Below are 26,349 nucleotides of genomic sequence, written 5' to 3' on the forward strand. Positions count from 1 at the left end.
GGACCGACGTGGACGACCACACCGTCGCGGGGCGAATGATGGACATCATCGAGACGGTCGCCATGAGCGTCGGGGCGATGTCGCTCGCCCGGCTCACCGCCGAGACCGGCCTGCCCAAAGCGACCGTCCGACGGATCGCCAACAACCTCGTCGGGCATCGAATGCTGCAACTCGGGCCGGACGGCTACCAGCTCGGCTTCCGGCTCCTCGAACTGGGCAAATCTGCCCAGCGGCACATAGCGGTCGCCGAGTTCGCGGGACCCTTCCTCCAAGAGCTGAGCCAGACAACAGGGCAGATCACCTGGGCGGGCATCGTGACTGACGAGGCCTTCGTGGTCGCCGATACCGCGTTCACGCCTCGCCACAGCCCTCTCATGGCATCGGCAACGAACCGGGACTGGATGCCCCGCGTCCTCAGAGGCGACTGCCCGAGCACAGCGGTCGGCCAATTGATGATCGCCTTGGACCCCGACTGCATCGAGGGTGTCCTCCGCACAGGCATTCAGCGCGCGACGCCGTACACAGTCACAAGTCCGCACCTGTTACTCACGCGACTCCGTCGAACCGCGGAGACCGGGCTGGCCACCGAGTACGAGGAATCGCGACTCGGCTGGTGGTGTGGGGCGACCCTCGTACCGGGCTCGTCCGGTACCCACATCGTCGGAGTCACCGCCGAGACGAAGTCGTTGCCTCCGGCCCGCGGCCTACAGAGGCTGCAGAAAACAGCCGACGAGCTCGGCAGAGCACTCCAAGAAGCCGAGCGTTCCCCGACCTGACGCAGCCTCGCACCGACAGCTCCAGGTGTCAGGCGAGTACTAGACGCGTAGCCAGTCGAGCTCGTGTGGGTCGAGGGGTTCGGAGGTGCCGAGGTTGCGGGCGATGTGGAGTGTGCGGATCATCTGTTCGAGCAGTGTCGAGAGTCTGACTGCATCGCGGCGGCGACGGTGCCGGCGATCGCGACCGGGCACGCCGCCAACCGGCTCGCGTGACCTCTTGCCAGGTGTACAGCTCGACACTTGATGACCTGACCATCGAACCTGGCCAAGGACCCGCAGGCGACCGATGACGCTCACGGCAGGCGATAACCCGTGGCCCGGTCTGCAGAGGCCCGGTAGGGAGCGAAGCTCGGGGTCGCCGCTGCTGGCGAGAGTTGGTCGATCGGCCGCGTGACGAAGTGGCTGAGGGTCTCGTGCAGTCGTCGTAGCTGCCGTGCGCGAGACAACCGGTGTTATTCGTTCCCGCCGCGGCCAGGTCCTTGGTCGGCATTATCTTCGAGACCCGAGTGTTTGACGTCGCGCCCTGGCGAGTCGGCTGCAGCAGATACATCAGCCAACCGAGAAGTGGCGCGATCGGCAGGTTGTCGTGGACTCGGTATGGACCGGCGTCGACGCGCGACCCTGGAGCAAGCAGATAGCCACCGCTGCGTCTGCCAGGCCTCGGACGTCGATCCCGATTCCCAAGCGCGCGCCGGGCCCGGACGAGTTCGCGATGGGTTGGCCAGCCGCGGCAAAGTACAGATGCCGGCCGCCATTCGGCGTAGTGACGCTGAACGTGGCCGGCCACTGCTGCCCGAACTGGTCGCACAAGGCCTCGAATCTCGCGACCCCGTCGACGCGACCATGCCGGTCCAGGTCGACCCCGACGACGTCGCTTGCCCGGCACCCGACACTGAGGTTGTGGCTGACAGCGATCCAGGCCGCGGCCCGGCCCGGGTCAGTGGTGCAGGCGGGCTTCGTCACACCGACGGCATTCCGTGCGACTGCGGAGTTCACCCCTGGACTTCGCACCGCCAGTGTCTTGCTGTCGGGATCGCCACCGGCCACTCACCAAGACCGGCCAGCCGACCGCGCATGCACCTGAAATGCCGCAAGGTTGAGTCACACCAGTCCCACGAGTAACACCAGCCTCAGAACACATCTCAGATAGGGCACCCAAAATCTGAGATCTAGCGATTCTCGACACTCAACAGGCGTGAGCTGACTCACTGCGGGTGGAGATGCATAGCATTCCTATGTATCGTGAATGGATGTGAGTGGAACTGACCTGACCCAGTTGGGTGTCGACATGGTGGTCGCGTCGGCGCGGGTGACGCGGATGGCGAGTCGGGATGTGAGTGCGCTGCCGCATGCGGCGATGCGGCTGCTTGGCCGTCTCGACGAGCTCGGGCCGACCCGGATCAGCGAGCTCGCGAAGGCTGATCGGTGTTCCCAACCGACGATGTCCAATCTGGTGCAGCGCCAGGAGGAGCAGGGCTGGGTACGGCGCGAAGCCGACCCGGCCGACTCGCGCGCCAGCCTGATCTCGCTCACGGAGGCCGGGTACGGCGAACTGCAGCGCGCCCGCCAGGAAGCCGGCGCCGCCGTCGCGACGCGGCTCCGTCAGCTCCCCGCGGCCGACCTCACCACCCTCGAGGCCGCGGTCGCCGTCATGCACAAGATCCTCACCCTCGAACCATTGGAGGACAGCCCCCGGTGAGCAACTCGTTCCTCAAACAACCCAAGTCCGTCTGGGCGGTCGCCTTCGCCTGCGTGATCGCGTTCATGGGCATCGGCTTGGTCGATCCGATCCTGAAGCCGATCGCCGAACAGTTGCACGCCAGCCCGTCGCAGGTGTCGCTGCTGTTCACCAGCTACATGGCAGTGATCGGTCTCGCGATGCTGATCACCGGCACGGTCTCCAGCCGGATCGGCGCCAAGCGCACCCTGCTCATCGGCCTGGCCATCATCGTCGTGTTCAGCGCCCTGGCAGGCCTGTCCGACTCCATCGGCGCGATCGTCGCCTTCCGGGCCGGTTGGGGCCTTGGCAACGCGCTCTTCATCGCGACCGCACTGGCCACCATCGTGAACTCCGCCAGCGGATCGGTCGCCGAGGCGATCATTCTGTACGAGGCCGCGCTCGGTGTCGGCATCGCGGCCGGGCCTCTCGTCGGCGGTGAGCTCGGCACCATTTCGTGGCGCGGCCCGTTCTTCGGCGTCGCCGTCCTGATGACGATCGCGCTCGCAGCGACGGCCTTTCTGCTTCCCGCTTCGCCACCGGCTGGACGTCGTACGTCGATCATCGAGCCGCTGAAGGCGTTGCGGCACCGGTCGTTGGCGACCGTGGCGATCACCGCGTTGCTGTACAACTTCGGGTTCTTCACGTTGCTCGCGTTCACGCCGTTCCCGCTGGCGATGTCGGCGCGGCAGATCGGACTGATCTTCTTCGGCTGGGGTATCGGGCTGGCGGTCACGTCGGTATTCGTCGCGCCGCGGTTGCAGCGGTGGTTCGGCACGCTGCCGGTGGTGATGACGTCGCTGCTGCTGTTCGGCGCGGATCTGGCGGTGATGGGTCTGTACGCACACCACAAGGCGGTACTCGCGGTCGGCGTGATCGTGGCCGGGCTGTTCCTAGGCATCAACAACACGCTGATCACCGAGGCCGTGATGGCGGCCGCTCCGGTCGAGCGCGGTACGGCGTCGGCAGCGTACTCCTTCGTCCGGTTCTCCGGTGGAGCGGTCGCACCGTGGCTGGCCGGGAAGCTCGGCGAGGAGATCAACGTGCAGATCCCGTTCTACGTCGGCGCCTTCGCCGTACTGCTCGCGGTCGGCGTGCTGGCCACTGGCTGGAAGCCGTTGTCGCACCTCCGCGTACCCACCGCCCACTCCAAGGTCGAAGCCGAGGCACTCACCACGGCTGACGCGTAAGAGACTGCGACCATACCAAACGGTATGGTATGGTCGTTGCCATGGTGACCAGGACGGAATGGCTGGAAGCGGGTCTCGAGCTGCTCGCGGACGAGGGCGCGCCGGCCGTCACGATCGAGCGGCTGACCGGGAAGCTCGGTGTCACCAAAGGCTCGTACTACCACCATTTCAAGGGCGCCGCGGGTTTCCGTACGGCGCTCTTGGAGTATTTCGAGGCGCAGTTCACCACCCGTCTGATCGACACGGTCGAGCGCAAGCCCGATGCGGAGCCGGCGGCCAAGTTGCAGCACCTGCTGAAGCTCGTGCTGTCCGATCCCGGTAGCGATCGGTTGGAGATCGCCGTACGGGCGTGGGCTTTGCAGGACGCCGAAGTACGGGCTGCTCAGGAGCGGGTCGATCGTGCCCGGACGGCGTACCTTCGCGAGCTCTGCCAAGGGCTGAAGGCCGATGTCGATCCGGACCGCCTCGCTCAACTGCTGTACCTGATCCTCATCGGTGGCGAGCAGGTCTTGCCCTCGGTGCCGAAGAGCGATCTGCGCGAGATCTACGCGATGACGCTGCAACTCGCGACCGGCGAGACGCTGATCGACTAGGAGACCGCCATGCCGAGCCGTACCGATCTGCCCGAGATCGACGACCTACTGCCTGTCGTCGACGTCATCGATGTGAAGACCGCTCGCGGCGCGGTGTCGCTGCGTGAGTTCACCGCAGGCGCTCTTGGCTATACGCCGCTGTGGGTCAAAGGACTGTTCGCTGTTCGCATCGTGGTGGCGAAGGCGCTCCGTCTCGACATGGTTCTCCCGGAGTCGCGCCGGCTCCGGCCGGAGACCGTGAGCTTCACACCGGGCGACCTGGCGGCGTTCTTCACCGTCGAACGCGGCGAGGAAGATCATTACCTGCTGCTCAAGGTCACCGACAACCACCTGATCGGGTACTTGGCGATCATCACCGACAACGCGAAGCCAGTGTCCGAATTCAAGGTCGTCACGTTGGTGAAGTACCTGCGACCAGCCGGACGCTTCTACTACAACCTGATCCTGCCGTTCCACCACCTGATCGTCGCCAGCATGGCTCAGGCCGGAACGAAGTCATTCGCGACCCGCTAGCAGGGAGATCGGTTGCGGATTGGTGGCGCGGTACGCCGTGACTGTCGCCGCCGCTCCGACGACGATCATCGCCGTACCGAAGATCAGACCGAGCAGCCGCCAGGGAATCGCCAACGCGGCAAGGCCGTACGGGCCCGCCGCGACGCCTGCCAGCGCGGCACTGGCGACCACGGATCCGAGGAGTACGCCAGTGATCACGACGGTGGTGGATTCGATCAGCGCGACCATGACGACCTGGATTCTGGTGAGGCCCGCCATCCGGGCCAGCGCGAACTCGCGGCGACGGTCCGCGGTCGACATCACCACGGCGTTGACCACGGCAACGGCGGCGTAGATCCCGGCGAGTCCCATCAACGCGGCGAAGAGACTTGAATTGCTGCGTTGCTGGGCATCGCCTTTCGCTTCCGCCCATTCCTTGACGGTTTGGCCGCTCAATGTTTTGCCTGGAGCAACTTTGACCAGGGTTACGGTTCGGCCGCCGGCCGGCAGCAGCGTGCGCGGGATGAAGAAGTTCTCGCTGACGTCGAGCGTCTCCGGCATGATCGCAACAACCTTGACCGGGATCTTTCTGTTGCCGAGCGCAATGGTGAGGGTCGAGCCGAGTTTGTAGCCCTCGGCAGCCATTCCGGGGCCGATGGCAATCGTCCGGCCGGCCAACCGATCCAGCGATCCCTTCCGCGGCCGCAGTTTGTGCGTCTGCTGGTAGGCCACGGGGTCGATCCCGATTGCCTCGGAGTAGACGGTTCGCTTTCCTCGGGTGACAGCAACAGGTACGGCGGTCTGCGGTGACGCGACCACGATGCCCGGCCCTGTCGGCACCTCGTTGCTCACCACGACGTCGGCCGTGATCAGTCTCTCCTGCTCCACGCCGATCGCTTTGGCCAGTGATCCGAACGTTCCCCACAACCCGACCACGAGCCCGACCAGCACGATCAACGGGGCCGCAGTGGCCGCACTTCGTCGTACCGCATGAAGGACGCCGGCTCGGGCCAGGTCGGCGATCAGGTTGCCGCGCAGTACGGCGGCGGGAAGGCGACCGGCCAGCGGTACGACGATCGGGCTGAGCTGACTGAGTGCGATCGAACCGCTGATCATCACGATCAGGCCGATCATCAGTCCGGCCACGAGATCGCGGGCTGCCTGGGCTGCGATCACCAGCAATACCGTGCAGGCCGCGGCGGAGAGTCCCCAGAACCAGCGCCACGCGGTCATCACGCGCATTGCCTTCGGCGACTCGGTGAGCGCTTCGAGTGCGCTGACCCGTGATGCTCGCCAGGCGGCCGTGAGTACGCCGACCAACGCGGTGCTCACGCCGACGATCATCGCGGCCCACATCGCACCTTGATCCCAAGGCGCCTCGAACCACGCCGGCAGCATGCCGAGCTCGATCAGCAACGCCGACTGCGCCCAGGTGCCGAGTAATCCGACCAGTACGCCGATCGCAGTACCCAGCACCCCGAGGAGCCCGGCCTCACAGACCAGCATCAGACAGACGTACCCACGCTGCGCGCCTACGAGCCTCAACAAGCCAAGTTCACGTCGCCGCTGCACGACCGTGAACCCGAACGTCGTACTGACGATGAACACGGTCAGGAACACCGCCAACATCACCGACATCCCCAGCAAAGTCGCGGCCCCGACGTACCCCTCGCGAACCCTCGCACGCTCGTAGCCGGAGAGCCCGGCCGGCAACACCGGCCGATCCGTCGCTGCCAGCACCTGCAACCCCGACTGCACCAAGCCAACACCGAGCGCGACAGCAACAACCGCACCCGCGAACAACTGCCACCGACCCCGCACGGCGCCCACCGACAACCTCAACATCCCCCCACCCAACCGCGCGCCCAGCCCCAAAACCCGGGCCCACACACCCCAGCCGCGGTAGCCCCCGCGCTACCACTTTGTGCACGGGATCCGCAGTTCCGGACCGTTTTCGTGCGGATCCCGTGTACAAAGTGGCTATCTGAGGACGTCCAAGAGGGCGGCGAGGTCGGCGCGGTCTACGTCGCGGGCTCCGATGAGCGCTTGGATGAGGAGGCCGTCGAGGGCAGCGACCAGGAGGCCGGCGCGCTGTGGGTCGGAGGTCAAGGCGCGCGCGATCTCGGTGAGGGGTTCGAGCCAGGCCCGGGCGACCGGACGCAGGTCTGGGCGACGGGCGGCGTACAGGTAGAGCTCGTAGAGAACCAGCGTCCGCCCGCGCCGGCGGACCAGGCTGTGCTCGATCAGCCGGGCGAGCTCATCCGCCGGCCGCGCACCCAGCTCACTCCCCCACCCATGGAGCTCAGCCGTGAGGTCCTCGGCCGCCCACGTCAGCGCCGCCACCAGCAGATCGTCCAACGTCGGGAAGTGGTACGTGATCGAGGCGACCGACACGTCCGCGACCGCGGCGACCGCTCGATGGCTCACACCTGCGACTCCGTCGCGCTCGATCACCGTCAGCGTCGCCCGCAGCAGCGCGCTCCGCCGCTGCTCACCCCGCATCCGGCGCCCGTCGACAACCCGCCTGACCTGCACGAACAGCAAACTATCAGGACAGATGTACGGATTGTTTTTGGTCCCGAGAATCGCGGGAACGCCCGGTTTCCGGCGCCTAGGCTCGGATTCCGTGGCCACAAACGACATCAGTACGGCGATGCGTCGCGCGTTGAAACGAGCCGACGACGGAAAGACACTCGACCCGGTCGAGGCGGAGGTACTGCTCACCGCCACCGGTGACGCGCTGAGCGCCTTGATGGCGACCGCGGCGCGAGTCCGCGACCAGGGGCTGGAGGACGCCGGCCGCGCCGGGATCATCACCTACTCGAAGAAGGTGTTCATCCCCCTGACCCGGCTGTGCCGCGATCGGTGCCACTACTGCACCTTCGCGACCACGCCTGGCCGCGTGCATGCGCCGTACCTCTCGCCGGACGAAGTGCTGGAGATCGCGCGGCAAGGCGCGGCGCTCGGCTGCAAGGAGGCGCTCTTCACGCTTGGCGACGCCCCCGAGGACCGCTGGGACGCTGCGCGCACGTGGCTCGAGGAGGCCGGGTACGACAGCACGCTCGACTACGTGCGGGCGATGGCGATCCGGGTACTCGAGGAGACCGGGCTGCTGCCGCACCTGAACCCGGGCGTGATGAAGTGGCAGGACCTGCAGCGGTTGAAGCCGGTCGCGCCGAGCATGGGCATGATGCTGGAGACCACGTCGCGGCGGCTGTTCGAGGAGAAGGGGCAGCCGCACTTCGGCTCCCCCGACAAGGACCCGGCCATCCGGCTGCGGGTGCTCGAGGATGCCGGCCGGTCGAACGTGCCGTTCACCACCGGTCTGCTGATCGGCATCGGCGAGACGCTGGCCGAGCGGGCCGACTCGATCTTCGCGCTACGCAAGATCGCGCGGCAGTACAACGGGATCCAGGAAGTCATCATCCAGGGGTTCCGGGTGAAGCCGGACACCGCGATGCGCAACGACGACGACGTCCCGCTGGAGGAATGGCTGGCCGCGATCGCGGTCACCCGGATCGTGCTCGGGCCGCGGATGCGCGTGCAGGCGCCGCCGAACCTGGTCGACCTGACCGAGTGCCGCGCCCTGCTCGACGCCGGGGTCGACGACTTCGGCGGGGTCTCACCGCTGACGCCGGACCACGTGAACCCAGAGCGCCCGTGGCCGCAGATCGACGATCTGGCCAAGGTCACCGCGGATGCCGGCTTCACCTTGCGGGAAAGGCTGACCGCGCATCCGGAGTACCTGCGCGAGCCGTGGCTCGACCCGCGACTGATCTCGCATGTCGAAGCGCTGGTCGATCCCGCGACCGGGCTGGCTCTCGAGGAAGCACTCCCGGTGGGCCTGCCCTGGCAGGAGCCGGACGGTGGTTGGGACAGCGTCGGACGGACCGATCTGCATACTGCGATCGACACCGAGGGACGTCGTACCGAGACTCGCTCGGACTTCGACGCGGCGTACGGCGACTGGGATGTCCTGCGCGAGGATGTGGCGGCCCGTCGCGAGGCCTCCGCGCTCGACCGTACCGGGGCGCCGGAGCGGATCGAGGCCGACACCAAGGCCGCCCTCGCCGCGGCCGAGCGCGATCCGGCCGGCCTGTCCGACGCCCAGGCGCTGACGTTGATGACGGCAACGGGTCCGGCGCTGGACGCGCTGGCGGGGATTGCCGACGAGTTGCGCAAGGCAACGGTCGGCGACGACGTGACCTACGTTGTCAACCGCAACATCAACTTCACCAACGTCTGCTACACCGGCTGCCGGTTCTGCGCGTTCGCCCAGCGGCGGACCGACGCGGACGCGTACTCGCTGTCGATGGACGAGGTCGGCCAGCGCGCCGAGGAAGCCTGGGTGATCGGCGCCACCGAGGTCTGCATGCAGGGCGGCATCCACCCCGACCTCCCGGGTACGGCGTACGCGGACCTGGTCCGGGCCGTCAAGGACCGGGTCCCGGACATGCACGTGCACGCGTACTCGCCGATGGAGATCGTCAACGGCTCGGTCCGCACCGGGCTGTCGATCGAGGACTTCCTGATCTCGGTCAAGGAGGCCGGGCTGGACAGCATCCCCGGCACCGCGGCCGAGATCCTCGACGACGACGTCCGCTGGATCCTCACCAAGGGAAAGTTGCCCACGGCAACCTGGATCGAGGTGATCAGCACCGCACACAAGGTCGGGCTGCCGTCGAGCTCGACGATGATGTACGGCCACGTCGACGCACCGCACCACTGGGTCCAGCATCTGCGCACGATCGCCGCCGTACAGGACCAGACCGGTGGGTTCACCGAGTTCGTACTGCTGCCGTTCATCCACCAGAACTCGCCGATCTACCTGGCTGGCGTGGCCCGCCCGGGCCCGACGTACGACGAGAACCGCGCGGTGCACGCGATGGCGCGGATCATGCTGCACGGCCGGATCGACAACATCCAGTGCTCGTGGGTGAAACTCGGCGTCGACGGCTGCGTCGCGGTGCTCAACGGTGGCGTCAACGACATCGGCGGCACCTTGATGGAGGAGACGATCAGCCGGATGGCCGGCTCCAAGCACGGCTCCCGCAAGTCGATCGCCGAACTCACCGCGATGGCCACCGCGGCCGGACGCCCGGCCCGCCAACGCACCACGACGTACGGCGAAGTCCCGAACCGGCCGTCACTCGAACTGGCCTGAGCCGTTCCTGGTTGGTGTCTGGTCCCCAGCAGCACCAGACACCAACCAGACAACGGAAACGCCAGCCGCGCCTGATGTCGGTCGCCACCTCACTGGCGACCGGCACCGCTATCGGCGCGGCCGGCGTCCTGCTGTTGCCCCGAGAGGGCAGTCGGCCCGAAGGAGGGTGGGCCCGCCGTATCATTCCGTGACCGGCAGGGGAGGTACAGTCCGGTCGCGGACGGGAGTACGTCGGGAACACCTGGAGCCTGTGTCAGCGACCCGTCCGTCGCCGACAGCAGAACGTTGTCATGCGGCCACAGCCCCGGACCATCCCCCGGATCAAACATTTGCATTGCCTTTGAACAAGACAACACTCCGTATACAAACCCTCACTTTCCGTACATCCGTTGCCTTCCGCAACAACGAACTGTCGTCCGCATCCCGGAATCGCGACAGCCGACCGTACCGACGAACGGGTAGTGGTCGGATCGGCGCCAACGGCCCTGCAAACATCCCGCCTTGACGTCGTCGGGTCGCCCTGACCTGGCTTGACCACTACCCGTTCGTCGGTACGCCCCTCACCCGACTCCACGGTCAGCTCACGCGCCCAGCCTGTGCCGCGGGCGGAACGCAGTAGCGGCCTGCGCCCGAGGTGGTTCTCGGGGCAGGCCGCTTGGGGTTGGGTTAGTACGGGTAGGTGTCGTCGCGGCGGGTGGGGTCTAGGTCCCAGAGGGAGAACTCGACGATCTTGTGTGACTCTTCGCCGCCGGCTGGGGTGAGGCCGGCGTTGTCGTAGTCCTTGGAGCCGAGGCCGTCGAGGTAGCAGAGCAGCTCGAACGCCGACTGGGCGTCCTCGATGTCGTCGATCACCTCGTCGTTCTGCGCCTCGTCCGCCCGGCTCCGGACGTACCGCACGAACGCTTCCGGATCAGTCACCACGAAGTCGTACCGCGCCTGGTAGCTGAGCCGGACGCCGTTCTCCGGCAGCAGCGGCTCCTCCAGCTCGTCGAGGTCGTCCAGGCCGCCGCCCTCGACCATCTCCCGGTAGTCCGCGGGATCGTCGAAGTCGTCCGGCCCGAGCGGCAGGTCGTCCAGTTCGTCGGGGTCGTAGGAGTCGATCCCGAGGAAGATGTCGCCCCAGCCTCGCTCGTGGATGGCGTCCGCGAGCGCCCGGGACTGGACCCGGACGTTCTCGATCGCGCCGGTGGCCCGCAGGTCGTGCAGGTCCAGAGCGTCGGCCTGCTCCAGCAGCACCCGGGCGAGTTCACGGGCGGCCTCGGCGGCCGACGCGGGTTCGATCGGCTCACTCATGCTGCGACGGTACAACCATGGGCACATCGACCGCCGCGCCCGGTATGCCGAAAGCGTCGACGAGGTCCACCGCGACCGGCCGCACGGCGGCACACAACTCGTTCACCAGAGCCGTGATCGCCTTCGATCTTCCCGGCGACAATCGCCCGTGCTCGAGGTACCAGGCCCGCTGCGCCTCGATCGTCGCCAGGGCATGCAGGTCGTAGACGTCCTTCAATTCTTCCCGGATCTCCTCCGGTGCATCCTGTACGGCGGCCTGGAACGCCTCGAGCACGACACGGTCCACGTGCGCCTTCCCGGCCGCGATGACATGGTCCTGGCACCGGTTGAACACGTCGAACGGCTCGTCACCCGCATCGATCCCCGCCTTCAACCGCCGCGCGACCCCGGACAGCATGTGCTCCTCCCGGAACCGCAGCAGCCCCGAGTGGTACGCGTCGTCTCGCAACCCGGCATCCGGGTCGGCCGTGTCACTCCGATTCGGTACGACGTCCCGCAGCCGCTCGATCAACGGTCGCAGGGCCGCCTTCTCGACCGCGATCTCGACCGCCTGCGCCGCGATGAACCTGGCCGTCCCGAGCGGATCGAGCTTGCCGAACGACTCCCGGTAGTCCGTCAGCAGACCCTTCGCGACCAGCTGCATGAGGACGGTGTTGTCGCCCTCGAAGGTGGTGAACACATCGGTGTCCGCCTTCAGCGTCGCCAACCGGTTCTCCGCCAGGTAGCCGGCCCCGCCACACGCCTCGCGACAGGTCTGGATCGTCTCGGTCGCGTGCCACGTCCCGAGCGCCTTGGTCCCGGCCGCCTGTGCCTCGAGCGCACGCCGGTCGTGCTCGTTGCTGCTGTCGCCGAAGATCCGGGCGAACTCGTCCACCAACTCCGCCTGAGCGAAGTGCAGCGCGTAGGTCCGGGCGAGCAGCGGCAGCAACCTGCGTTGATGCATCCGATAGTCCAGCAGCAGCGCCTCGTCAGCACTCCCTGGAGCACCGAACTGCCGTCGCTCCGCGGCGTACCGGATCGCGATCGTGAGCGCGACCTTGCTCGCGTTGATCGCCGCACCACCGACAGACACCCGGCCCTGCACCAGCGTCCCGAGCATGGTGAAGAACCGGCGGTCCGGGTTCTCTATCTCACTGGCGTAGTTGCCCTCAGCATCGACCTGGGCGTACCGGTCGAGGAGCGCCTCCCGTGGCACCCGGACCTGGTCGAAGACGATCCGCCCGTTGTCCACCCCGTTCAGCCCGAGCTTCGGTCCACAGTCGGACAGCGTCACGCCCGGCATCGGTGTACCGTCCTCCGACCGGATCGGAACAAGCAGGCAATGCACTCCGTGAGTCTCACCGCCCACCACGAGCTGCGCGAACACCGCCGCCATCCGCCCGTGCCGCGCGGCGTTGCCGATGTAGTCCTTCCGGGCGGCCGGCGTCGGCGTGTGGACGACGAACTCCCCGGTCGAATCGTCGTACGTCGCCGTCGTCTCGAGCGCCTGGACGTTCGAGCCGTGGCCGGTCTCGGTCATCGCGAAGCATCCGAGCAGCCGGCCACCGATCGCGTCGGCGAGGTACTGCTCGTGATGCCGCTCGGTGCCCAGGTGCAGGATCGCGCCCGCGAACAACCCGAACTGCACCCCGGCCTTGACCATCAGCGAGAGGTCCCCGAAGGCGAGTGTCTCGAACCCGGCGATGAACCCGCCGAGATCTCCCTCACCGCCGAACTCCTTCGGGAAACCACGCGCTGGATTGCCCTCCGCGGTGATCCGCTGCAGCAGCTCGAGCACCTTGTCGCGGTACTCGTCCCGCGGCAGCCTGACGGCCAGCTCGAACAGCTCCGCGTCGGCGGCCAGCCCAGCCCGCACGACGTCCCGCGCCGCCTTGTGCGGCCCGTCCAGGTAGTCCCGCAACCCCGATGTCCTCATGCCCTTAACTTATGCGGATCCGCCAGCACTTTCCGTCACCACTCTGTGACTGTGGACAACTCGAGTCATGATCCGCATCTGCGGCATTAGAATGTCGATCGTGCCGAAATTGCGGATCAGTGAGGCGGCCTCGCTCCTCGGGGTCAGTGATGACACCGTGCGACGGTGGGTGGAGCAGGGCCGGCTGCCGTCAGTTCAGGCGGGTGGCCGGATGGCGATCGACGGGGGCGAGCTCGCCGCGTTCGCCCAGCAGCTGGCGGAGTCGCCCGAGCCGGGCGCCACCACCGCGGCCTCGGCGCGCAACCGGATGCGGGGAATCGTCACCCGCGTCGTCAAGGACGGCGTGATGGCTCAGGTCGAGATGCAGGCCGGGCCGTTCCGCGTCGTGTCGCTGATGAGTCGCGAGGCCGCCGACGAGCTCGGGCTGGAGCCAGGTGTGGTCGCGGTCGCCTCGATCAAGTCCACCCATGTCGTCGTCGAGATCCCGGAGGCCTGATGTTCCGCCGTACCGCGCTCGTCGCGCTCGCCGCCGTCGCTGCGCTCACCTTGGCCGCCTGCGGCGACGACAGCCCGGCCGCGTCATCAAGCGGTTCCAGCACGGCGAACCTGTCCGGCACGATCAACGTGTTCGCGGCGGCCTCGTTGACCGGGTCATTTACGCAACTCGGTAAGGATTTCGAGAAGGCGCACCCGGGTGTGAAGGTGACCTTCAACTTCGCCGGCAGCTCGGCGCTGGCGCAGCAGATCAACCAGGGCGCGCCCGCGGACGTGTTCGCCTCGGCGGCACCGAAGAACATGGATCAGGTGACAGACAAGAACACTCCGACGACGTTCGTGCAGAACACGCTGGAGATCGCCGTACCAGCCGACAACCCTGGCAAGATCACCGGGCTGGAGGACTTCGCGGACAAGAACAAGAAGATCGCGTTGTGCGCCGCTCAGGTGCCGTGCGGGGCCGCGGCGGACAAGGTCTTCAAGGCAGTCGGGATCACGCCCGCGCCGGACAGCCTGGAGCAGGACGTCAAGGCCGCGCTGACGAAGGTCAGCCTCGGTGAGGTCGACGCGGCACTCGTCTACAAGACCGACGTACTCGCCGCCAAGGACAAGGTGGAGGGCATCGAGTTCCCCGAGGCCGACAAGGCGATCAACGAGTACCCGATCGCCACGCTGACCAAAGCCCCGAACCCCGACGGCGCCAAGGCCTTCGTCGCGTATATCCTCTCCGACCAGGGCAAGGCAGTCCTCATCGCTGCCGGGTTCAGCGCGCCGTGAGTCGCAGGCGCAGGAGCACGAGTGGGCGGCTGCCCCTCGTGCTCCTGCTGCCTGCTCTGCTCGGACTGGCCTTCCTACTGATCCCACTGATCGGTCTGCTGATCGGAGCGCCCTGGTCGACGCTGCCGAGCCGTCTGTTCAGTGCGGACGTCTGGCAGGCGTTGCGACTGTCTCTGCTGTGCGCAACGCTCGCAACCCTGGTCTGCCTCGTGTTGGGCATCCCACTGGCTTGGCTGCTTGCCCGAGCGTCCCTCCCCGGGCGCGGTCTGATTCGCGCCCTTGTCACCGTCCCTCTGGTGCTGCCGCCGGTGGTGGGTGGCGTTGCGTTGTTGCTGGTCCTTGGACGACGCGGACTGATCGGTGAGCATCTGGACCTCTGGTTTGGCTTCTCCCTGCCCTTCACAACAGCCGGAGTGGTCGTTGCCGAGGCGTTTGTCGCTATGCCCTTCTTGGTGATCTCGGTGGAGGGCGCACTGCGTGCTGCTGACCCCCGGTACGAGGAGGCCGCCGCGACACTCGGTGCAGGTCGCTGGCTGACGTTCCGCCGTGTCACGCTGCCGTCTATCGCGCCGGGTGTCATGGCAGGCGCCGTACTGTGCTGGGCTCGGGCACTCGGTGAGTTCGGCGCCACGATCACCTTTGCGGGCAATCTGCCTGGCCGTACGACGACTATGCCGCTGGCGGTGTACCTGGCGTTGGAGACTGACCCTGACGTGGCCGTCGTACTCAGTCTTGTGCTGCTACTCGTGTCGGTCGTCGTACTGGCGTCCCTGCGCGAGCGTTGGATCAGTGGGCTGCGATGACTCTGTACGCCGACGTGCGGGTACGCCGTGGATCCTTCGATCTCTCGTTGGACCTGTCGGTCGAGCCGGGCGAGGTCGTGGCGCTGCTCGGCCCCAACGGTGCTGGCAAGACCACTGCCCTTCGTGCGATCGCCGGTCTGCTGCCTGTCGGCGCTGGACGCGTCGCACTGGACGACGAGGTGTGGGACGAGCCTCCCCGCACCTTCCGTACGCCGGACCGCCGGCCGATCGGTGTGGTCTTCCAGGACTATCTGCTGTTCGACCACCTCAGCGCACTGGAGAACGTAGCCTTCGGACTCCGCGCCCGCGGCGTCGACAAGCACGCGGCCCGGGCCGAGGCTCTGCGGTGGCTGGACGCCGTCGGACTGGCGTCGTACGCACGCACGCGCCCTCGCTCCCTCTCGGGCGGCCAAGCCCAACGAGTAGCCCTCGTCAGGGCACTGGCGACTAGCCCTGAGGTGTTGCTGCTGGACGAGCCGCTGGCCGCGTTGGACGCCAGTACGACGCTCCACGTGCGTGCGGAGCTGGGCCAGCACCTACAACGGTTCCCTGGTCGCACACTGCTCGTCACCCACGACCCACTCGACGCCATGGTCCTCGCAGACCGCCTGGTCATCGTGGAGAACGGTCGCGTCGTCCAGGAGGGCCGACCCACCGAGATAGCCCGCCGTCCCCGCACTGACTACGTAGCCCAACTGGTCGGCCTCAACCTCTACCGAGGCACCGCCGCCGGCACCACAGTCAGCCTGACCGACGGCGGCACCATCACGCTCGCCGAACCCGCCACCGGCCCAGTCCACGTGGCCTTCCCGCCCACTGCCGTCAGCCTGTACGTCGAACCCCCATCAGGCAGCCCCCGCAACACGTGGCCCGCAGTAGTCACCGGCATAGAACAACACGCCCACACAGTCCGAGTCCGCCTAACAGCCACCCCCACCGGCCCAGCCGACCTCCTGGCCGACATAACCCCCGCCGCAGTAGCCGACCTCCACCTATCCCCCGGCCAACCCCTCCACGCCACCCTAAAAGCCACCGAAATCCACACCTACCCCAGCTAACCAACCCACCCGTGCTCAGCGGGACGCGAGCACAGGGATCTTCCAGAGCGTTGACTGGTCGTCGCGGTCGGTTCTCACAGCGGGACACTACTGAAGGGGCAGCCGAAATCAGGGGGCGTCGACTGGTGTACAGGGAGGGTGGGTGGGCGTTTGCTGGAGGCGGGATGCCGCGGATGTCGCCGTGGTGATCGTGTGTGGGTGGGAAGGGTGCCGGTGGGGTCGGCATCGTGTCGGCGGAGTTGCCTGGTTCGCGCTCTGGCCGGAATGAGGTGCCCGGGCCGGCGAACGGGTTCGCTGCCGGGGATAGAACCACGAATGGGGAGGACCGATGCGCAGGTTCGCGCTGGTGGTCGGACTCGTCGTCGCGCTCGTGCTGGGGTCGGTGTCGTCGGCGATGGCCGCCAATCCTGATGTCAATCACTTCAGCTTCACGGAGTCGTCCACCGAGGGCAACTTCTGTGGCACCGGCGAGGCGGTGGACGTCACCGTCTCCGTCACGGGCACGGTGTTCCTTGCACCCAACCAGCCGGTCGGCACCCGCAGCGTCTCGGAGGTCAAGGTCACGTACACGAACCCGGACACCGGCGCCACCGTCGTCCGGCGCGCGGCCGGGCTGGTCTCCGACACGCTCGTCGCGGGCGACCCGGACGGCGTGCACACGCTCGAGTTCGTCGTCAGCGGGTTGTCCGGGATGCTGCGCACCGCCGACGGCGTCGTCCTCCTGGGCGCGGGCAACATCGTCTTCCGCGAGACCTTCGACGGCGACGAGCTCATCGGCAGGGAGATCCTCGTCAACCGGGGACCGCACCCGAACCTCGAGTCCGACCTGGCCCTGTTCTGCGCCGTCATGACGGAGGCTCTGGGACTGAGCTAGCCGATCGCACGAGTAAGGTGCGGCGAAGTTACGGCCTGTGATCTCACCGGCATCAATTGACATGGTGTAACAGCAGGTTCCACGCTCAGAGCGCGCAGTCCAGTAACGAAGAGTGTTTAGTTACTCACTCGTAGTATGTGGGTTCTTCACATCAGAGTGATGACATCGTGCACTACGACGACCCCCGGTGGGGTGCCCAAGATGTGCGGGGCACCACGGAAGGGGGGTCGGACGGTTATGCGTGACGGAGCGCAGGAGAGTTACGAGTTCTATTGCCTGGCGGATCGGACGTTCTACGAGACGCCGGCCAATCGTGGTGCTCAGCATCCGGATTTCGCGCTGTGTGCGCGGGAGGTTCCGGCCGGCTGGCAGCATGTCCCGGGCGAGACCTGGATGCACTACGCGCCCAGCGATCTGCAGCTGCCGCAGCAGGGCTGGAAGATCCATGTGAGCGCCCGGCTGGCCGATGTGGAGCGGACGCTCGAGGCCGTCTGGGAGTACTGCGTGCCGCGCGGCATCGCGTTCAAGTTCCTGCGCAACGAGCCCGTGCTGGTGATGGTCAACTCGAAGTCCGCGCCGCGTGGTTCGAGCGGCAAGCTGGTGACGATCTACCCGGCGGACGAGACGCAGCTGGAGCTGGTCCTCAAGGAGCTCGACGACGTCCTCGAGGGTGTCGAAGGCCCTTATATTCTGAGCGATCTGCGCTACCGCAACGGTCCGCTGTTCGTCCGGTACGGCGCGTTCGTGAGCAGGTTCTGTCTCTCGCCGACCGGTGAGCGGGTGCTCGCCCTCGAGGACGATCAGGGCCGGCTCGTTCCCGACCATCGCAGTCCGACCTTCTCGGTGCCGCCGTGGATCACGCTGCCGGCGTTCCTGCAGCCGCATCTCGACGCGCGCAACGCGGTCACCACCAACGACCTCGCGTACACGATCGACGGTGTCATCCAGTTCTCCAACGGCGGCGGCGTGTACCTCGGCCACCACAACGAGACCGGCGAACGCGTTGTCCTCAAAGAGGGCCGTCCGTACGCCGGTCTCGACATGGCCGGCCGGGACGCGGTCGCCCGGGTCAGCCACGAACGCAACATCCTCGAGCAGCTCGACGGCCTGGACGTCGTACCGAGGACGCATGACTATCTGCAGCTCGGTGAGCATCACTTCCTCGTGCAGGAGCACATCGATTCGGTGTCCCTGCAGCGAGAGTTGGTACGGCGCTATCCCCTGACCCACCCGGATGCGACCGACGCCGAGAAGGCGGAGTACGCCGAGTGGGCCACCGCCATGGTCGCAAAGGTCGAGGATGCGGTCGGGCAGCTGCACGGTCGCGGAGTCGTGTTCTGCGACCTGCACCCGGACAACGTTCTGCTCGACGGCGACGGCCGGCTGACCCTGATCGACTTCGAGGTCGCGACCCGGGCCGAGGACAAGGCGCGGTCGACACTCGCCCACCCGGGCTACGCGGCACCGCCGGATCGTCAGGGTGTCGACGTGGACCGGTACGCGCTCGCGTGCGTCGCGCTCGGCGTGTACGCCCCGCAGGCAACGATCCTGCTGAATCTCCACCCCGGCAAGGCGCACCAGCTCGCCGACATGATCACCGAGACGTTCCCGGTGCCCAGAGCAACGATCGACGAAGCGGTTCGGACCATCTGTCCCAACCAGACGAACGACCTGGCCGACGTCCCGCTGCCCGGCAAGGCTGAGTGGTCCGACGTACGCGAAGCACTCACGAGGTCCATCGTCGCCAGCGCGACGCCCGAGCGGACCGACCGGCTGTTCCCCGGCGACATCGCGCAGTTCCGCGACGGCGGCGGCATCGACATCGCGACCGGCGCGGCGGGCGTCCTGTACGCACTCGCGAAGACCGGCGCCGGGCGCTTCCCCGAGTACGACGACTGGTTGCGCAAGCGCAGCCTGGACACGGAGACCGGGCCCGGACTGTACGACGGTTTGGCCGGTGTAGCGCACGTGCTCGACGAGCTCGGGTACCGCCAGGACGCATTGGACCTGGTCGACCGCACTCTCGCCGACGACTGGAGCTCCCGCGAGCTCGGACTGCATTCCGGGCTCGCCGGCATCGGCCTGAACCTCTTGCACTTCGACACCGAGCCGGCCCTGCGAGCCAAAGCGGTCAGGGTGCTCGATCTGGTCGCTGACCGGCTCGGCGACGTGAACGACGTACCGGAGATCAGTGGCGGTCAGCATGCGCGGGCCGGGTTGATGTACGGATCGTCGGGACCGGCGCTGTTGTTCCTGGAAGCGTACGAGCAGCTCGGCGACACAGGTCTGCTCGACCTGGCCGAGATCGCACTCAGGCAAGATCTGAAACGAACCGTCCAGACCGACGACGGCATGCGTCAGGTCAACCAGGGCTGGCGGACGCTCCCCTACCTCGAGGAGGGATCAGCGGGCGTCGCGCTGGTCCTCGAGCGGTATCTGCGCCATCGCCCCTCCGAAGAGCTCGAGACCGTTCGAGCTGAGCTCCAGCGAGTGACGCACTGCTCCTACTACGTCCAGCCCGGCCTGTTCATGGGTCGCGCCGGTCTGCTCCTGACCGCCGCCGCACTCGGCGAGGAGCAGGCAACGGTCGACGACCTGGTGTACGGGCTCGGTTGGCACGCGATGCCGTTCAAGGGCGGTCTCGCGTTCCCCGGAAACCAGTTGCTCCGTCTCTCGATGGACCTGGCGACCGGATCGGCCGGCGTCCTGCTGGCTCTGGGAACCGCGCTGCACGACGCGCCGGTGTCCCTCCCGTTCCTCGGACCTCCCCAGTGGTCCGAGTCCATGTCCCGACGATCTGCACCTAAGGAGGTGTAACAAACATGGCACTTCTCGACCTTCAGGGTCTGGAGACCCCGGGCTACGGCGGCGGCCACCACCACGGTGGTTCCACGCTGACCGTGCTGGGCTGCGCTTCGCAGCGCCCGAGCAACCTGAGCCTTCTGCTCTGCCACTGATCGGTCCCTGGGCAACCAGGTTCTGAAGGCCCTGGGTGGGCGGCAATTCCCACCCAGGGCCGAACCTGCATTCAGCCCGGTTCGCCGGACAGCCGAGCAGTCGGGCAATCGGGCCGCAGCGCTCGCCCGCTCGGCCCGTGCGCTCACCACAGCCTCGGCCCACCTTCTGATCGGAAGGAGTAATCCCGTGCAGTCCTATCCATGCGCCGAGCGGCTCCCGCTCGTGGAGCAGGTGCACGGCCACCCCGTCGCGGACCCGTACCGCTGGCTCGAGGACGCGACGTCCACCGAGACGCAGCGGTGGCAGGAGAGCCAGGACGAGCTCTGGCTGAATCACGCCGCCACTCTGACCGGCCGATTCCGGTTCCGCACCCGGGTGCAGTCCCTCTCGAACGTCGGCACTGTCTCGACCCCGACCTGGCGCGGCACCCGCTGCTTCACCCTCCGCCGCAGCCCCGGCCAGCAACATCCCGTCCTGTACGCCGACGAAGCGATCCTCGTCGACCCGATGCAGCTCGACCCGACCGGTCTCACCACGCTGGACAGTTGGCAACCATCCCCCGACGGCAGCCTGATCGCGTTCCAGGTCTCCCGAGGCGGGAACGAGCAGTCCGTCCTCCACGTCCTCGACGTGACCACCGGACAGCTGGTCGACGGCCCGATCGACGGCTGCCGCTACTCCCCGATCGCCTGGCTCCCGGACGGAAAGTCCTTCTACTACGTGCGTTTCCGCCAGGTACGACGCCACACCCTCGGCAGCAGCGACGACACCACGGTCCTCGCCGACGAAGCGTCGTACGGGCTGGAGATCAGCAATGACGGTCGCTGGCTGACGATCTCAGCGGTCCGCGGTACGGCGAACGACCTCTGGCTGGCCGACCTCAGCACCGATGAGCCGCCCACGCCGGTCCAGCAAGGCGTCGACGCGCTCACCGTGATGTCCGTCGGCCCCGACGGCCGCCTGTACGTCGTCACCACGAAGGGCGCCCCGACCGGCCGGATCTGCATCGGCGATCCCGCCATCCCGCGTGTCTGGCACGAGTACATCAGCCCGGACGCACCGCTGACCGGCCTCGCGATCCTCGACGACGTACTGCTCGTCAGCACCACCAGCGAGATCGAAGTTCACAATCGCGCGACCGGCAAGCGGATCGGCGCAGTCGACCTGCCCGGCGTCGGCTCGATCGGCTCCCTGACCGCTCGCCCGGACGGCGGAAGCCAAGCCTGGTTCAGCTACACCGACAGCGTCACGCCATCGGCCGTCTACTGCTACGACGACACAACCGGCCGTACGACGCTCTGGTCGCAAGCGCCCGGCTCGACCGCGGAGGCCAAGTCGCACCAACTGACCTGCACCGCGCCTGACGGGACCGAGCTCCACCTCCTCGCAATCGCCAAGCCGGGCGACCGCGGACCGCGTCCGACGATCCTCTATGGGTACGGCGGTTTCGGCCAAGCACTCACCCCGACGTACTCAGCATTCACCCTCGCGTGGGTCGAGGCCGGCGGCGTCTTCGTCACAGCCACCCTCCGAGGAGACGGCGCCTCCCACCAAGACGGCACCCTCGACCAGAAGCAGAAGGTCTTCGACGACTTCATCGCCGCGGCCGAGCACCTGATCGCGGAAGGCTGGACCACGCCGGACCAGCTCGCGCTCTGTGGTGAGTCGAACGGCGGCCTGCTCGTCGCCGCCGCGCTGACCCAACGCCCGGAGTTGTTTGCGGCTGCGGTCTGCTCAGCGCCGTTGACCGACATGGTCCGATACGAGCTGTCCGGGATGGGCAAGCGTTGGGTGCCGGAGTTCGGGACCGCAAAGGATGCAACGCAGTTCGAGAACCTGCTGTCGTACTCGCCGTACCACCGAGTCGTCGATGGCGTGAAGTACCCGGCCGTGCTGTTCACTGTGTTCGGCAACGACACCCGTGTGGATCCCTTGCACGCAAGGAAACTCACCGCAGCGCTTCAGCACGCAACCGACAGTCCACGCCCGGTGCTCTTCAGACTCGACCCGGATGCAGGTCACGTGACCGCGTCAGCCGGCAAGGGAATCAGCCTCGCGGCCGACATGCTCGCCTTCGTCGCCGAGCAGACCGGGCTGGACTCATGATCACCTTCGGATCGGTGGTCAAGCACGGCCGGGGCTGGTTGCCACTGATCGGGTTGAACGCCCTGATCGGCAGCAGTGTCACCCTCGCCCTGCCGACAATCCTCGGCCGTTCGGTCGACTCGATCGTCGCCGGAACTGGCTACACCCAATGGCTGATCGCAGCCGCGGGACTCATCGCGCTCGGTATCGCGGCCAGCCTCATCGACGCCTTCGCCGGCGCCGCCTGTGTCGCCGAAACCACCGCCTGGTTGCGACACCGCCTGGTCAAACAGATCGTCCACGGCGGACCGGAGGGCACCCGCGACTTCGAGACCGGTGACCTGGTCACCCGTGTCTCCGCGAACGCGACCGACGCCGCCCAGTCCGGACCGGCCGCCGTCACCGCGATCGCCGCCATCGCTCCGCCTCTTGGAAGCCTCGTCCTACTGGCGGTGATCGATCCCTGGCTCGCCGCGGCCTTCTTCGGCGGCGTGCTGCTCGTGATCGCGGTCCTCTGGACCTTCGCCCGACGTACGGCGGACGTCAGTCTCGCGTACCAGGAGACGCAGGGCCGCATCGCCTCGCTCCTGTCCGAATCGCTCACCGGCATCCGCACGATCACCGCCGCTGGTACGACGTCCCGCGAGGAGCGGCGCATCCTCGGTCTGCTGCCCGAGCTCCACAAACACGGCGTCGTCACCTGGCGCATCCTGGCCCGATCCGGCGCACAGGCCGCGGTCGTCGGTCCGCTCGTGCTGGTCGCCGTACTGGCTGTCGGTGGTCTCCAACTCGTGTCCGGCCGGATCACGGCCGGCGAACTCTTCGCCGCTTCCCAGTACGCGGTACTCGGCGCCGGCCTGGGCAACCTGACCGGCGTGATCGGGGAGATCGCCCGAGCCCGCGCCGGTGTGCACCGGGCGGCTGAGGTGTTGTCGACGGAAACCATCGCGTATGGGACGTTGCCGATTCCGAGCGGCCCTGGTCAGCTGACGTTCGACGGTGTCAGCGTGGTCGCCGGCGGGAATGTCCTGCTGAACAACGTGACTCTCGATCTGCCCGGTGGTGCAACCGTGGCCGTCGTCGGTCCGAGCGGTGCCGGGAAGTCGGTGCTCGCCGCGGTCGCCGCGCGGCTGCGTGACCCGTCGAACGGTCAGGTGTCGCTGGACGGCGTACCGCTGCAGGCTGTCAGCCGACGGGCGCTGCGCAGCGCGGTCGGGTGCGCGTTCGAACGCCCGCAACTCGTCGGACGGACGATCGGTGAGGCGATCGACCCGAAGGCCGTCAGCCCGGTGCGGACGTTGGCGGCCGCGCGCGCTACGCATGCGCACGACTTCGTCAGCCGGCTGCCCGACGGGTACTTCACTTCGTTGCGCAAGGCACCGATGTCCGGAGGTGAGCGGCAACGGCTCGGCCTGGCCCGCGCCTGGTCGGCGAGCCGTCTGCTGGTGCTGGACGACGCGACCTCGAGCCTCGACACCGCGACCGAACTGCAGATCAGCCGCACCCTCACCGAGGACCGGCACCACCGCACCCGGCTCATCATCACTCACCGCTCAGCGACCGCCGCCCGCGCCGATCTCGTCGTCTGGCTCGACCGCGGCCAGGTGCGCGCCGTCGCCCCGCACGCCGACCTCTGGCAGAACTCCTCCTACCGCGAGGTCTTCGGTTGAGACGCGAACTCTCGTACGGCGCCGGCGCACTCCGGAACCGCTCGACCCTGAAGCTGGTCGCGTGGTCGATTCCGGAGATCCTGCCGACCGCTGTGTACGGGATCGCAGTCGCGCGAGCAACGGACAACTTCCTCGCCGGGCACGCCTGGCACGGCATCGCCTGGCTTGGCGGACTGATCGCGGCCGCGTGCTTGGGCTCGGCCGGCGCGAAGCAGGTCTACGGCCGGCTCGGCGATCTGGTCGAGCCCGTCCGAGACGATCTGGTACGACGAGTTGTCGCCAACGCACTGCGCACCGGTGACGACAGTGCCGTGGCCCGGTTGAACCGCCAGGTGGAGATCGTCCGGGACACCTTCGCCGGCCTGGTCCTGGTGATCCGCAGTTTCGCTGTCACGTTGTTCGGCGTCCTGGCTGGACTGTTGTCGTTGGCGCCGATGGTCGCGGCGTTCGTCGTACCGCCGTTCCTGCTCGGTTTCGCGTTGTCGCTGGCAGTGTTGGGGATGGCGGCGGATCGGGTCCGGGCGTCGCTGCAGGCGGACGAGGAGCTGGCGGCCTCGGCCGGGATGGTGTTCGGCGGCGTACGGGACATCACGGCGACCGGGACCGAGGAGTACGCCGAGAAACTGGTCGGCGAACCGATCGAGGCGCACGCGACAGCGGAGCGCGCATTGGCCAAGGTCGCGGCTCTCCGGACACTGTGTTTCGCGGTTGGTGGATGGTTGCCGTTGCTGATCCTGCTGGCGATCGGGCCGTGGCTGGTTGGGCGCGGGATGAGCACCGGCACGCTGCTCGGTGGGCTCACGTATGTGCTGATCGGTTTGCAGCCCGCGCTCAATACGGTGCTTAGTGCGTTGGGTGACAGCGGTCTGCGGTACGTGATCACGCTCGGGCGGATCCTCGACACGGCGGCGCCGGCGGAGCGGCCGAGGCGGGTCGACGTGGTGCATGGGTATCAGGTGCGGATGCGTGGGCTGACCTTCGCCTACGGACCCAACGCCGAGCCGGTGCTCGACAACCTCGAGCTGACAGTGGCCGAGGGCGAGCATCTCGCGGTCGTCGGGCCGAGCGGGATCGGCAAGTCGACGTTGGCCGGGTTGGTCTGCGGGATGCTCAGACCAACCGGTGGCCGTTTACTGCTGGGCGACGTACCACCTGCTGATCTGACCACGGAGCGGTTGGCGGCGACGCGGGTGCTGATTCCGCAGGAGGCGTATGTGTTCAGCGCTTCGGTGCTGGACAACCTGACCTATTTGTTGCCTGATGCAACAGCACTGGAGGTTGCGGAGGCGGTCGAGGCGGTCGGGGCGGGCGCGTTGATCGAGCGGATCGGCGGTTTGGCCGCAGTGGTGAAGCCAGGTGAGTTGTCGGCCGGGGAACGCCAGTTGATCGCGCTCGTTCGTGCATACCTGTCACCGGCGCCTCTCGTCGTACTCGATGAGGCGACCTGCTTCCTGGATCCGGAAGCTGAGCGGCGGGCCGAGGAGGCCTTCGCCAAACGCGGCGGCACGCTGATCGTGATCGCGCACCGGATCAGCTCAGCCCTTCGGGCGCGGCGCACCCTGGTCCTGGACGGCAACAAGGCGACCGTCGGAACGCACGCCATGCTGATGCGCACGTCCCGCCAATACCGCGAACTCCACGGCCACTGGACACCTTCTCAGCAGAGTCAGATCCAGCCGGCGTCCTGAGCCTTCCGGATCGCCTCGATCCTGCTCCGCGCGCCGGTCTTGGCAAGGATGCGGGACAGATAGTTGCGAACTGTTCCGGCACTCAAGCTCAGGGTGCGGGCGATCTCCTGCGCGGTGGCCCCGGTGGTGGTCTGCCGGAGTACCTCACACTCGCGATCGGTCAGCGGATTGTCACCGGCCTTCAACGCAGCGACAGCGAGGCGTACGTCGACCACCGGCAAACCCTTCGCCACGTCGCGAACCGCCTGTACCAGTTGGTCTATCGTCGCATCCGTCGCGATCAGGCCGATCCGCGGAGCCTGCTTCACCAGGGCCAGGCTCGTCGCGGCGATCGCCTCGTGATCGATCAGGACAAGGACGCCGGGGCCGGTCAGTTTCCGGCACAGGTCCTCGATCCGGATCCGCCCAGGCAGTTGTGGATCGAGCAGCACGACATGCGGCCGGCGCCCGGCCACGTGCAGGACGTCCTCCGAGCGGTCGAGCTCGGCCACCACGTCCAGATCGTTCTCCCTTGCCAGCACCGCGGCCAGTGCACCACGCACCAACGTGCCGCGATGGCCGAGAGCCACTCGGATCACCGCCATGCCCCCATCACATCCGTCGCCTCATCGACCGCCCCCCAGCAGCCCGGGCGGCGGTGCCCGTGCTTCATCAACGACTCAACCGCCCAGATGACACGCCGACATCGGGAAACCGGTCGGTTGCAGGTGTTCACGAGGGTGGAAACCGGGTTGTTTCGAGCGTTTGACTACCCCTGGTGCGCGACGCTCAAACAAGGGCGTTCGGAACGGGAAACCGTTC

Annotated in this window: 22 protein-coding genes; 16 read left to right on the plus strand and 6 right to left on the minus strand. The window is 67.4% G+C overall.

Annotated features, from left to right (window positions below):
* Window positions 1–8 precede the first annotated feature (8 nt).
* Window positions 9–776 (plus strand): IclR family transcriptional regulator, encoded by a 768-nt coding sequence (locus V9K99_RS13035; protein ID WP_337001881.1) that lies wholly within the window; start codon window positions 9–11, stop codon window positions 774–776.
* A 549-nt stretch (window positions 777–1,325) separates the two neighbouring features.
* On the opposite strand, the gene V9K99_RS42740 is transcribed toward V9K99_RS13035, so the two are convergent.
* Window positions 1,326–1,823, minus strand: a complete 498-nt coding sequence (locus V9K99_RS42740) for a bifunctional DNA primase/polymerase (protein WP_443137118.1) — start codon at window positions 1,821–1,823, stop codon at window positions 1,326–1,328.
* Between the two features lie 205 nt (window positions 1,824–2,028).
* Here V9K99_RS42740 and V9K99_RS13040 point away from each other — a divergent pair, with 205 nt between their 5' ends.
* The 4 genes from V9K99_RS13040 to V9K99_RS13055 are packed head-to-tail and all read left to right on the plus strand — an operon-like array spanning window position 2,029 to window position 4,789.
* Complete coding sequence (locus V9K99_RS13040) at window positions 2,029–2,475, plus strand: MarR family winged helix-turn-helix transcriptional regulator (protein ID WP_337001879.1); 447 nt, start codon at window positions 2,029–2,031, stop codon at window positions 2,473–2,475.
* Entirely contained in the window at window positions 2,472–3,683 is a 1,212-nt protein-coding gene (locus tag V9K99_RS13045; protein WP_337001877.1) for an MFS transporter, read from the plus strand. Before V9K99_RS13040 ends, V9K99_RS13045 begins: the two co-directional genes overlap by 4 nt.
* Before the next feature lie 41 nt (window positions 3,684–3,724).
* Window positions 3,725–4,276 carry a TetR/AcrR family transcriptional regulator gene (locus V9K99_RS13050; RefSeq protein WP_337001875.1) on the plus strand — a complete coding sequence of 184 codons (552 nt, stop codon included), beginning with the start codon at window positions 3,725–3,727 and terminating at the stop codon, window positions 4,274–4,276.
* Between the two features lie 9 nt (window positions 4,277–4,285).
* On the plus strand, window positions 4,286–4,789 hold the full coding sequence (locus V9K99_RS13055) for a DUF2867 domain-containing protein (protein ID WP_337001873.1): 504 nt from the start codon (window positions 4,286–4,288) through the stop codon (window positions 4,787–4,789).
* Here the strand turns inward: V9K99_RS13055 and V9K99_RS13060 are convergent.
* Together V9K99_RS13060 and V9K99_RS13065 are read right to left on the minus strand one after the other, a co-directional pair.
* Window positions 4,772–6,613 (minus strand): ABC transporter permease, encoded by a 1,842-nt coding sequence (locus V9K99_RS13060; RefSeq protein ID WP_337001871.1) that lies wholly within the window; start codon window positions 6,611–6,613, stop codon window positions 4,772–4,774. The genes V9K99_RS13055 and V9K99_RS13060 overlap by 18 nt on opposite strands.
* 135 nt (window positions 6,614–6,748) lie before the next feature.
* Window positions 6,749–7,303, minus strand: coding sequence for a TetR/AcrR family transcriptional regulator (locus V9K99_RS13065; RefSeq protein WP_337001869.1), 555 nt, complete (start codon window positions 7,301–7,303; stop codon window positions 6,749–6,751).
* Between the two features lie 118 nt (window positions 7,304–7,421).
* On the opposite strand from V9K99_RS13065, the gene V9K99_RS13070 reads away from it, so the two are divergent.
* Entirely contained in the window at window positions 7,422–9,932 is a 2,511-nt protein-coding gene (locus V9K99_RS13070; protein WP_442914714.1) for a bifunctional FO biosynthesis protein CofGH, read from the plus strand.
* A 666-nt stretch (window positions 9,933–10,598) separates the two neighbouring features.
* On the opposite strand, the gene V9K99_RS13075 is transcribed toward V9K99_RS13070, so the two are convergent.
* Both V9K99_RS13075 and V9K99_RS13080 read right to left on the minus strand, forming a co-directional pair.
* Window positions 10,599–11,225, minus strand: coding sequence for a hypothetical protein (locus V9K99_RS13075; protein ID WP_337001865.1), 627 nt, complete (start codon window positions 11,223–11,225; stop codon window positions 10,599–10,601).
* On the minus strand, window positions 11,218–13,140 hold the full coding sequence (locus tag V9K99_RS13080; RefSeq protein ID WP_337001863.1) for an acyl-CoA dehydrogenase family protein: 1,923 nt from the start codon (window positions 13,138–13,140) through the stop codon (window positions 11,218–11,220). Before V9K99_RS13080 ends, V9K99_RS13075 begins: the two co-directional genes overlap by 8 nt.
* A 67-nt stretch (window positions 13,141–13,207) precedes the next feature.
* On the opposite strand from V9K99_RS13080, the gene V9K99_RS13085 reads away from it, so the two are divergent.
* The 10 genes from V9K99_RS13085 to V9K99_RS13130 all read left to right on the plus strand — a co-directional run bounded on the left by V9K99_RS13085 (window position 13,208) and on the right by V9K99_RS13130 (window position 25,548).
* Entirely contained in the window at window positions 13,208–13,636 is a 429-nt protein-coding gene (locus V9K99_RS13085) for a TOBE domain-containing protein (protein WP_337001861.1), read from the plus strand.
* Window positions 13,636–14,412 (plus strand): molybdate ABC transporter substrate-binding protein, encoded by a 777-nt coding sequence (gene modA, locus V9K99_RS13090; protein ID WP_337001859.1) that lies wholly within the window; start codon window positions 13,636–13,638, stop codon window positions 14,410–14,412. Before V9K99_RS13085 ends, modA begins: the two co-directional genes overlap by 1 nt.
* A 38-nt stretch (window positions 14,413–14,450) precedes the next feature.
* Window positions 14,451–15,215, plus strand: coding sequence for a molybdate ABC transporter permease subunit (gene modB, locus V9K99_RS13095; RefSeq protein ID WP_442914710.1), 765 nt, complete (start codon window positions 14,451–14,453; stop codon window positions 15,213–15,215).
* Window positions 15,212–16,273 (plus strand): ABC transporter ATP-binding protein, encoded by a 1,062-nt coding sequence (locus V9K99_RS13100; protein WP_337001857.1) that lies wholly within the window; start codon window positions 15,212–15,214, stop codon window positions 16,271–16,273. The genes modB and V9K99_RS13100 overlap by 4 nt, the downstream gene beginning before the upstream one ends.
* 328 nt (window positions 16,274–16,601) lie before the next feature.
* A complete protein-coding gene (locus V9K99_RS13105; protein WP_337001855.1) occupies window positions 16,602–17,147 on the plus strand; it encodes a hypothetical protein in 546 nt (181 codons plus the stop codon).
* A 237-nt stretch (window positions 17,148–17,384) separates the two neighbouring features.
* Window positions 17,385–19,964 carry a class III lanthionine synthetase LanKC gene (gene lanKC, locus V9K99_RS13110; protein WP_337001853.1) on the plus strand — a complete coding sequence of 860 codons (2,580 nt, stop codon included), beginning with the start codon at window positions 17,385–17,387 and terminating at the stop codon, window positions 19,962–19,964.
* A 5-nt stretch (window positions 19,965–19,969) separates the two neighbouring features.
* Window positions 19,970–20,104 carry a SapB/AmfS family lanthipeptide gene (locus V9K99_RS13115; RefSeq protein ID WP_132210032.1) on the plus strand — a complete coding sequence of 45 codons (135 nt, stop codon included), beginning with the start codon at window positions 19,970–19,972 and terminating at the stop codon, window positions 20,102–20,104.
* A gap of 187 nt (window positions 20,105–20,291) precedes the next feature.
* Window positions 20,292–22,211, plus strand: coding sequence for a prolyl oligopeptidase family serine peptidase (locus V9K99_RS13120; protein ID WP_337001845.1), 1,920 nt, complete (start codon window positions 20,292–20,294; stop codon window positions 22,209–22,211).
* A complete protein-coding gene (locus V9K99_RS13125) occupies window positions 22,208–23,860 on the plus strand; it encodes an ABC transporter ATP-binding protein (protein ID WP_337001843.1) in 1,653 nt (550 codons plus the stop codon). Before V9K99_RS13120 ends, V9K99_RS13125 begins: the two co-directional genes overlap by 4 nt.
* Complete coding sequence (locus V9K99_RS13130) at window positions 23,857–25,548, plus strand: ABC transporter ATP-binding protein (RefSeq protein ID WP_337001841.1); 1,692 nt, start codon at window positions 23,857–23,859, stop codon at window positions 25,546–25,548. Before V9K99_RS13125 ends, V9K99_RS13130 begins: the two co-directional genes overlap by 4 nt.
* Here the strand turns inward: V9K99_RS13130 and V9K99_RS13135 are convergent.
* A complete protein-coding gene (locus V9K99_RS13135; protein WP_337001840.1) occupies window positions 25,527–26,132 on the minus strand; it encodes a response regulator transcription factor in 606 nt (201 codons plus the stop codon). The two genes, V9K99_RS13130 and V9K99_RS13135, sit on opposite strands and share 22 nt — an antisense overlap.
* Window positions 26,133–26,349: the final 217 nt, after the last annotated feature.

Source organism: Kribbella sp. CCNWLW201 (assembly GCF_037203805.1).
Lineage (GTDB): Bacteria > Actinomycetota > Actinomycetes > Propionibacteriales > Kribbellaceae > Kribbella.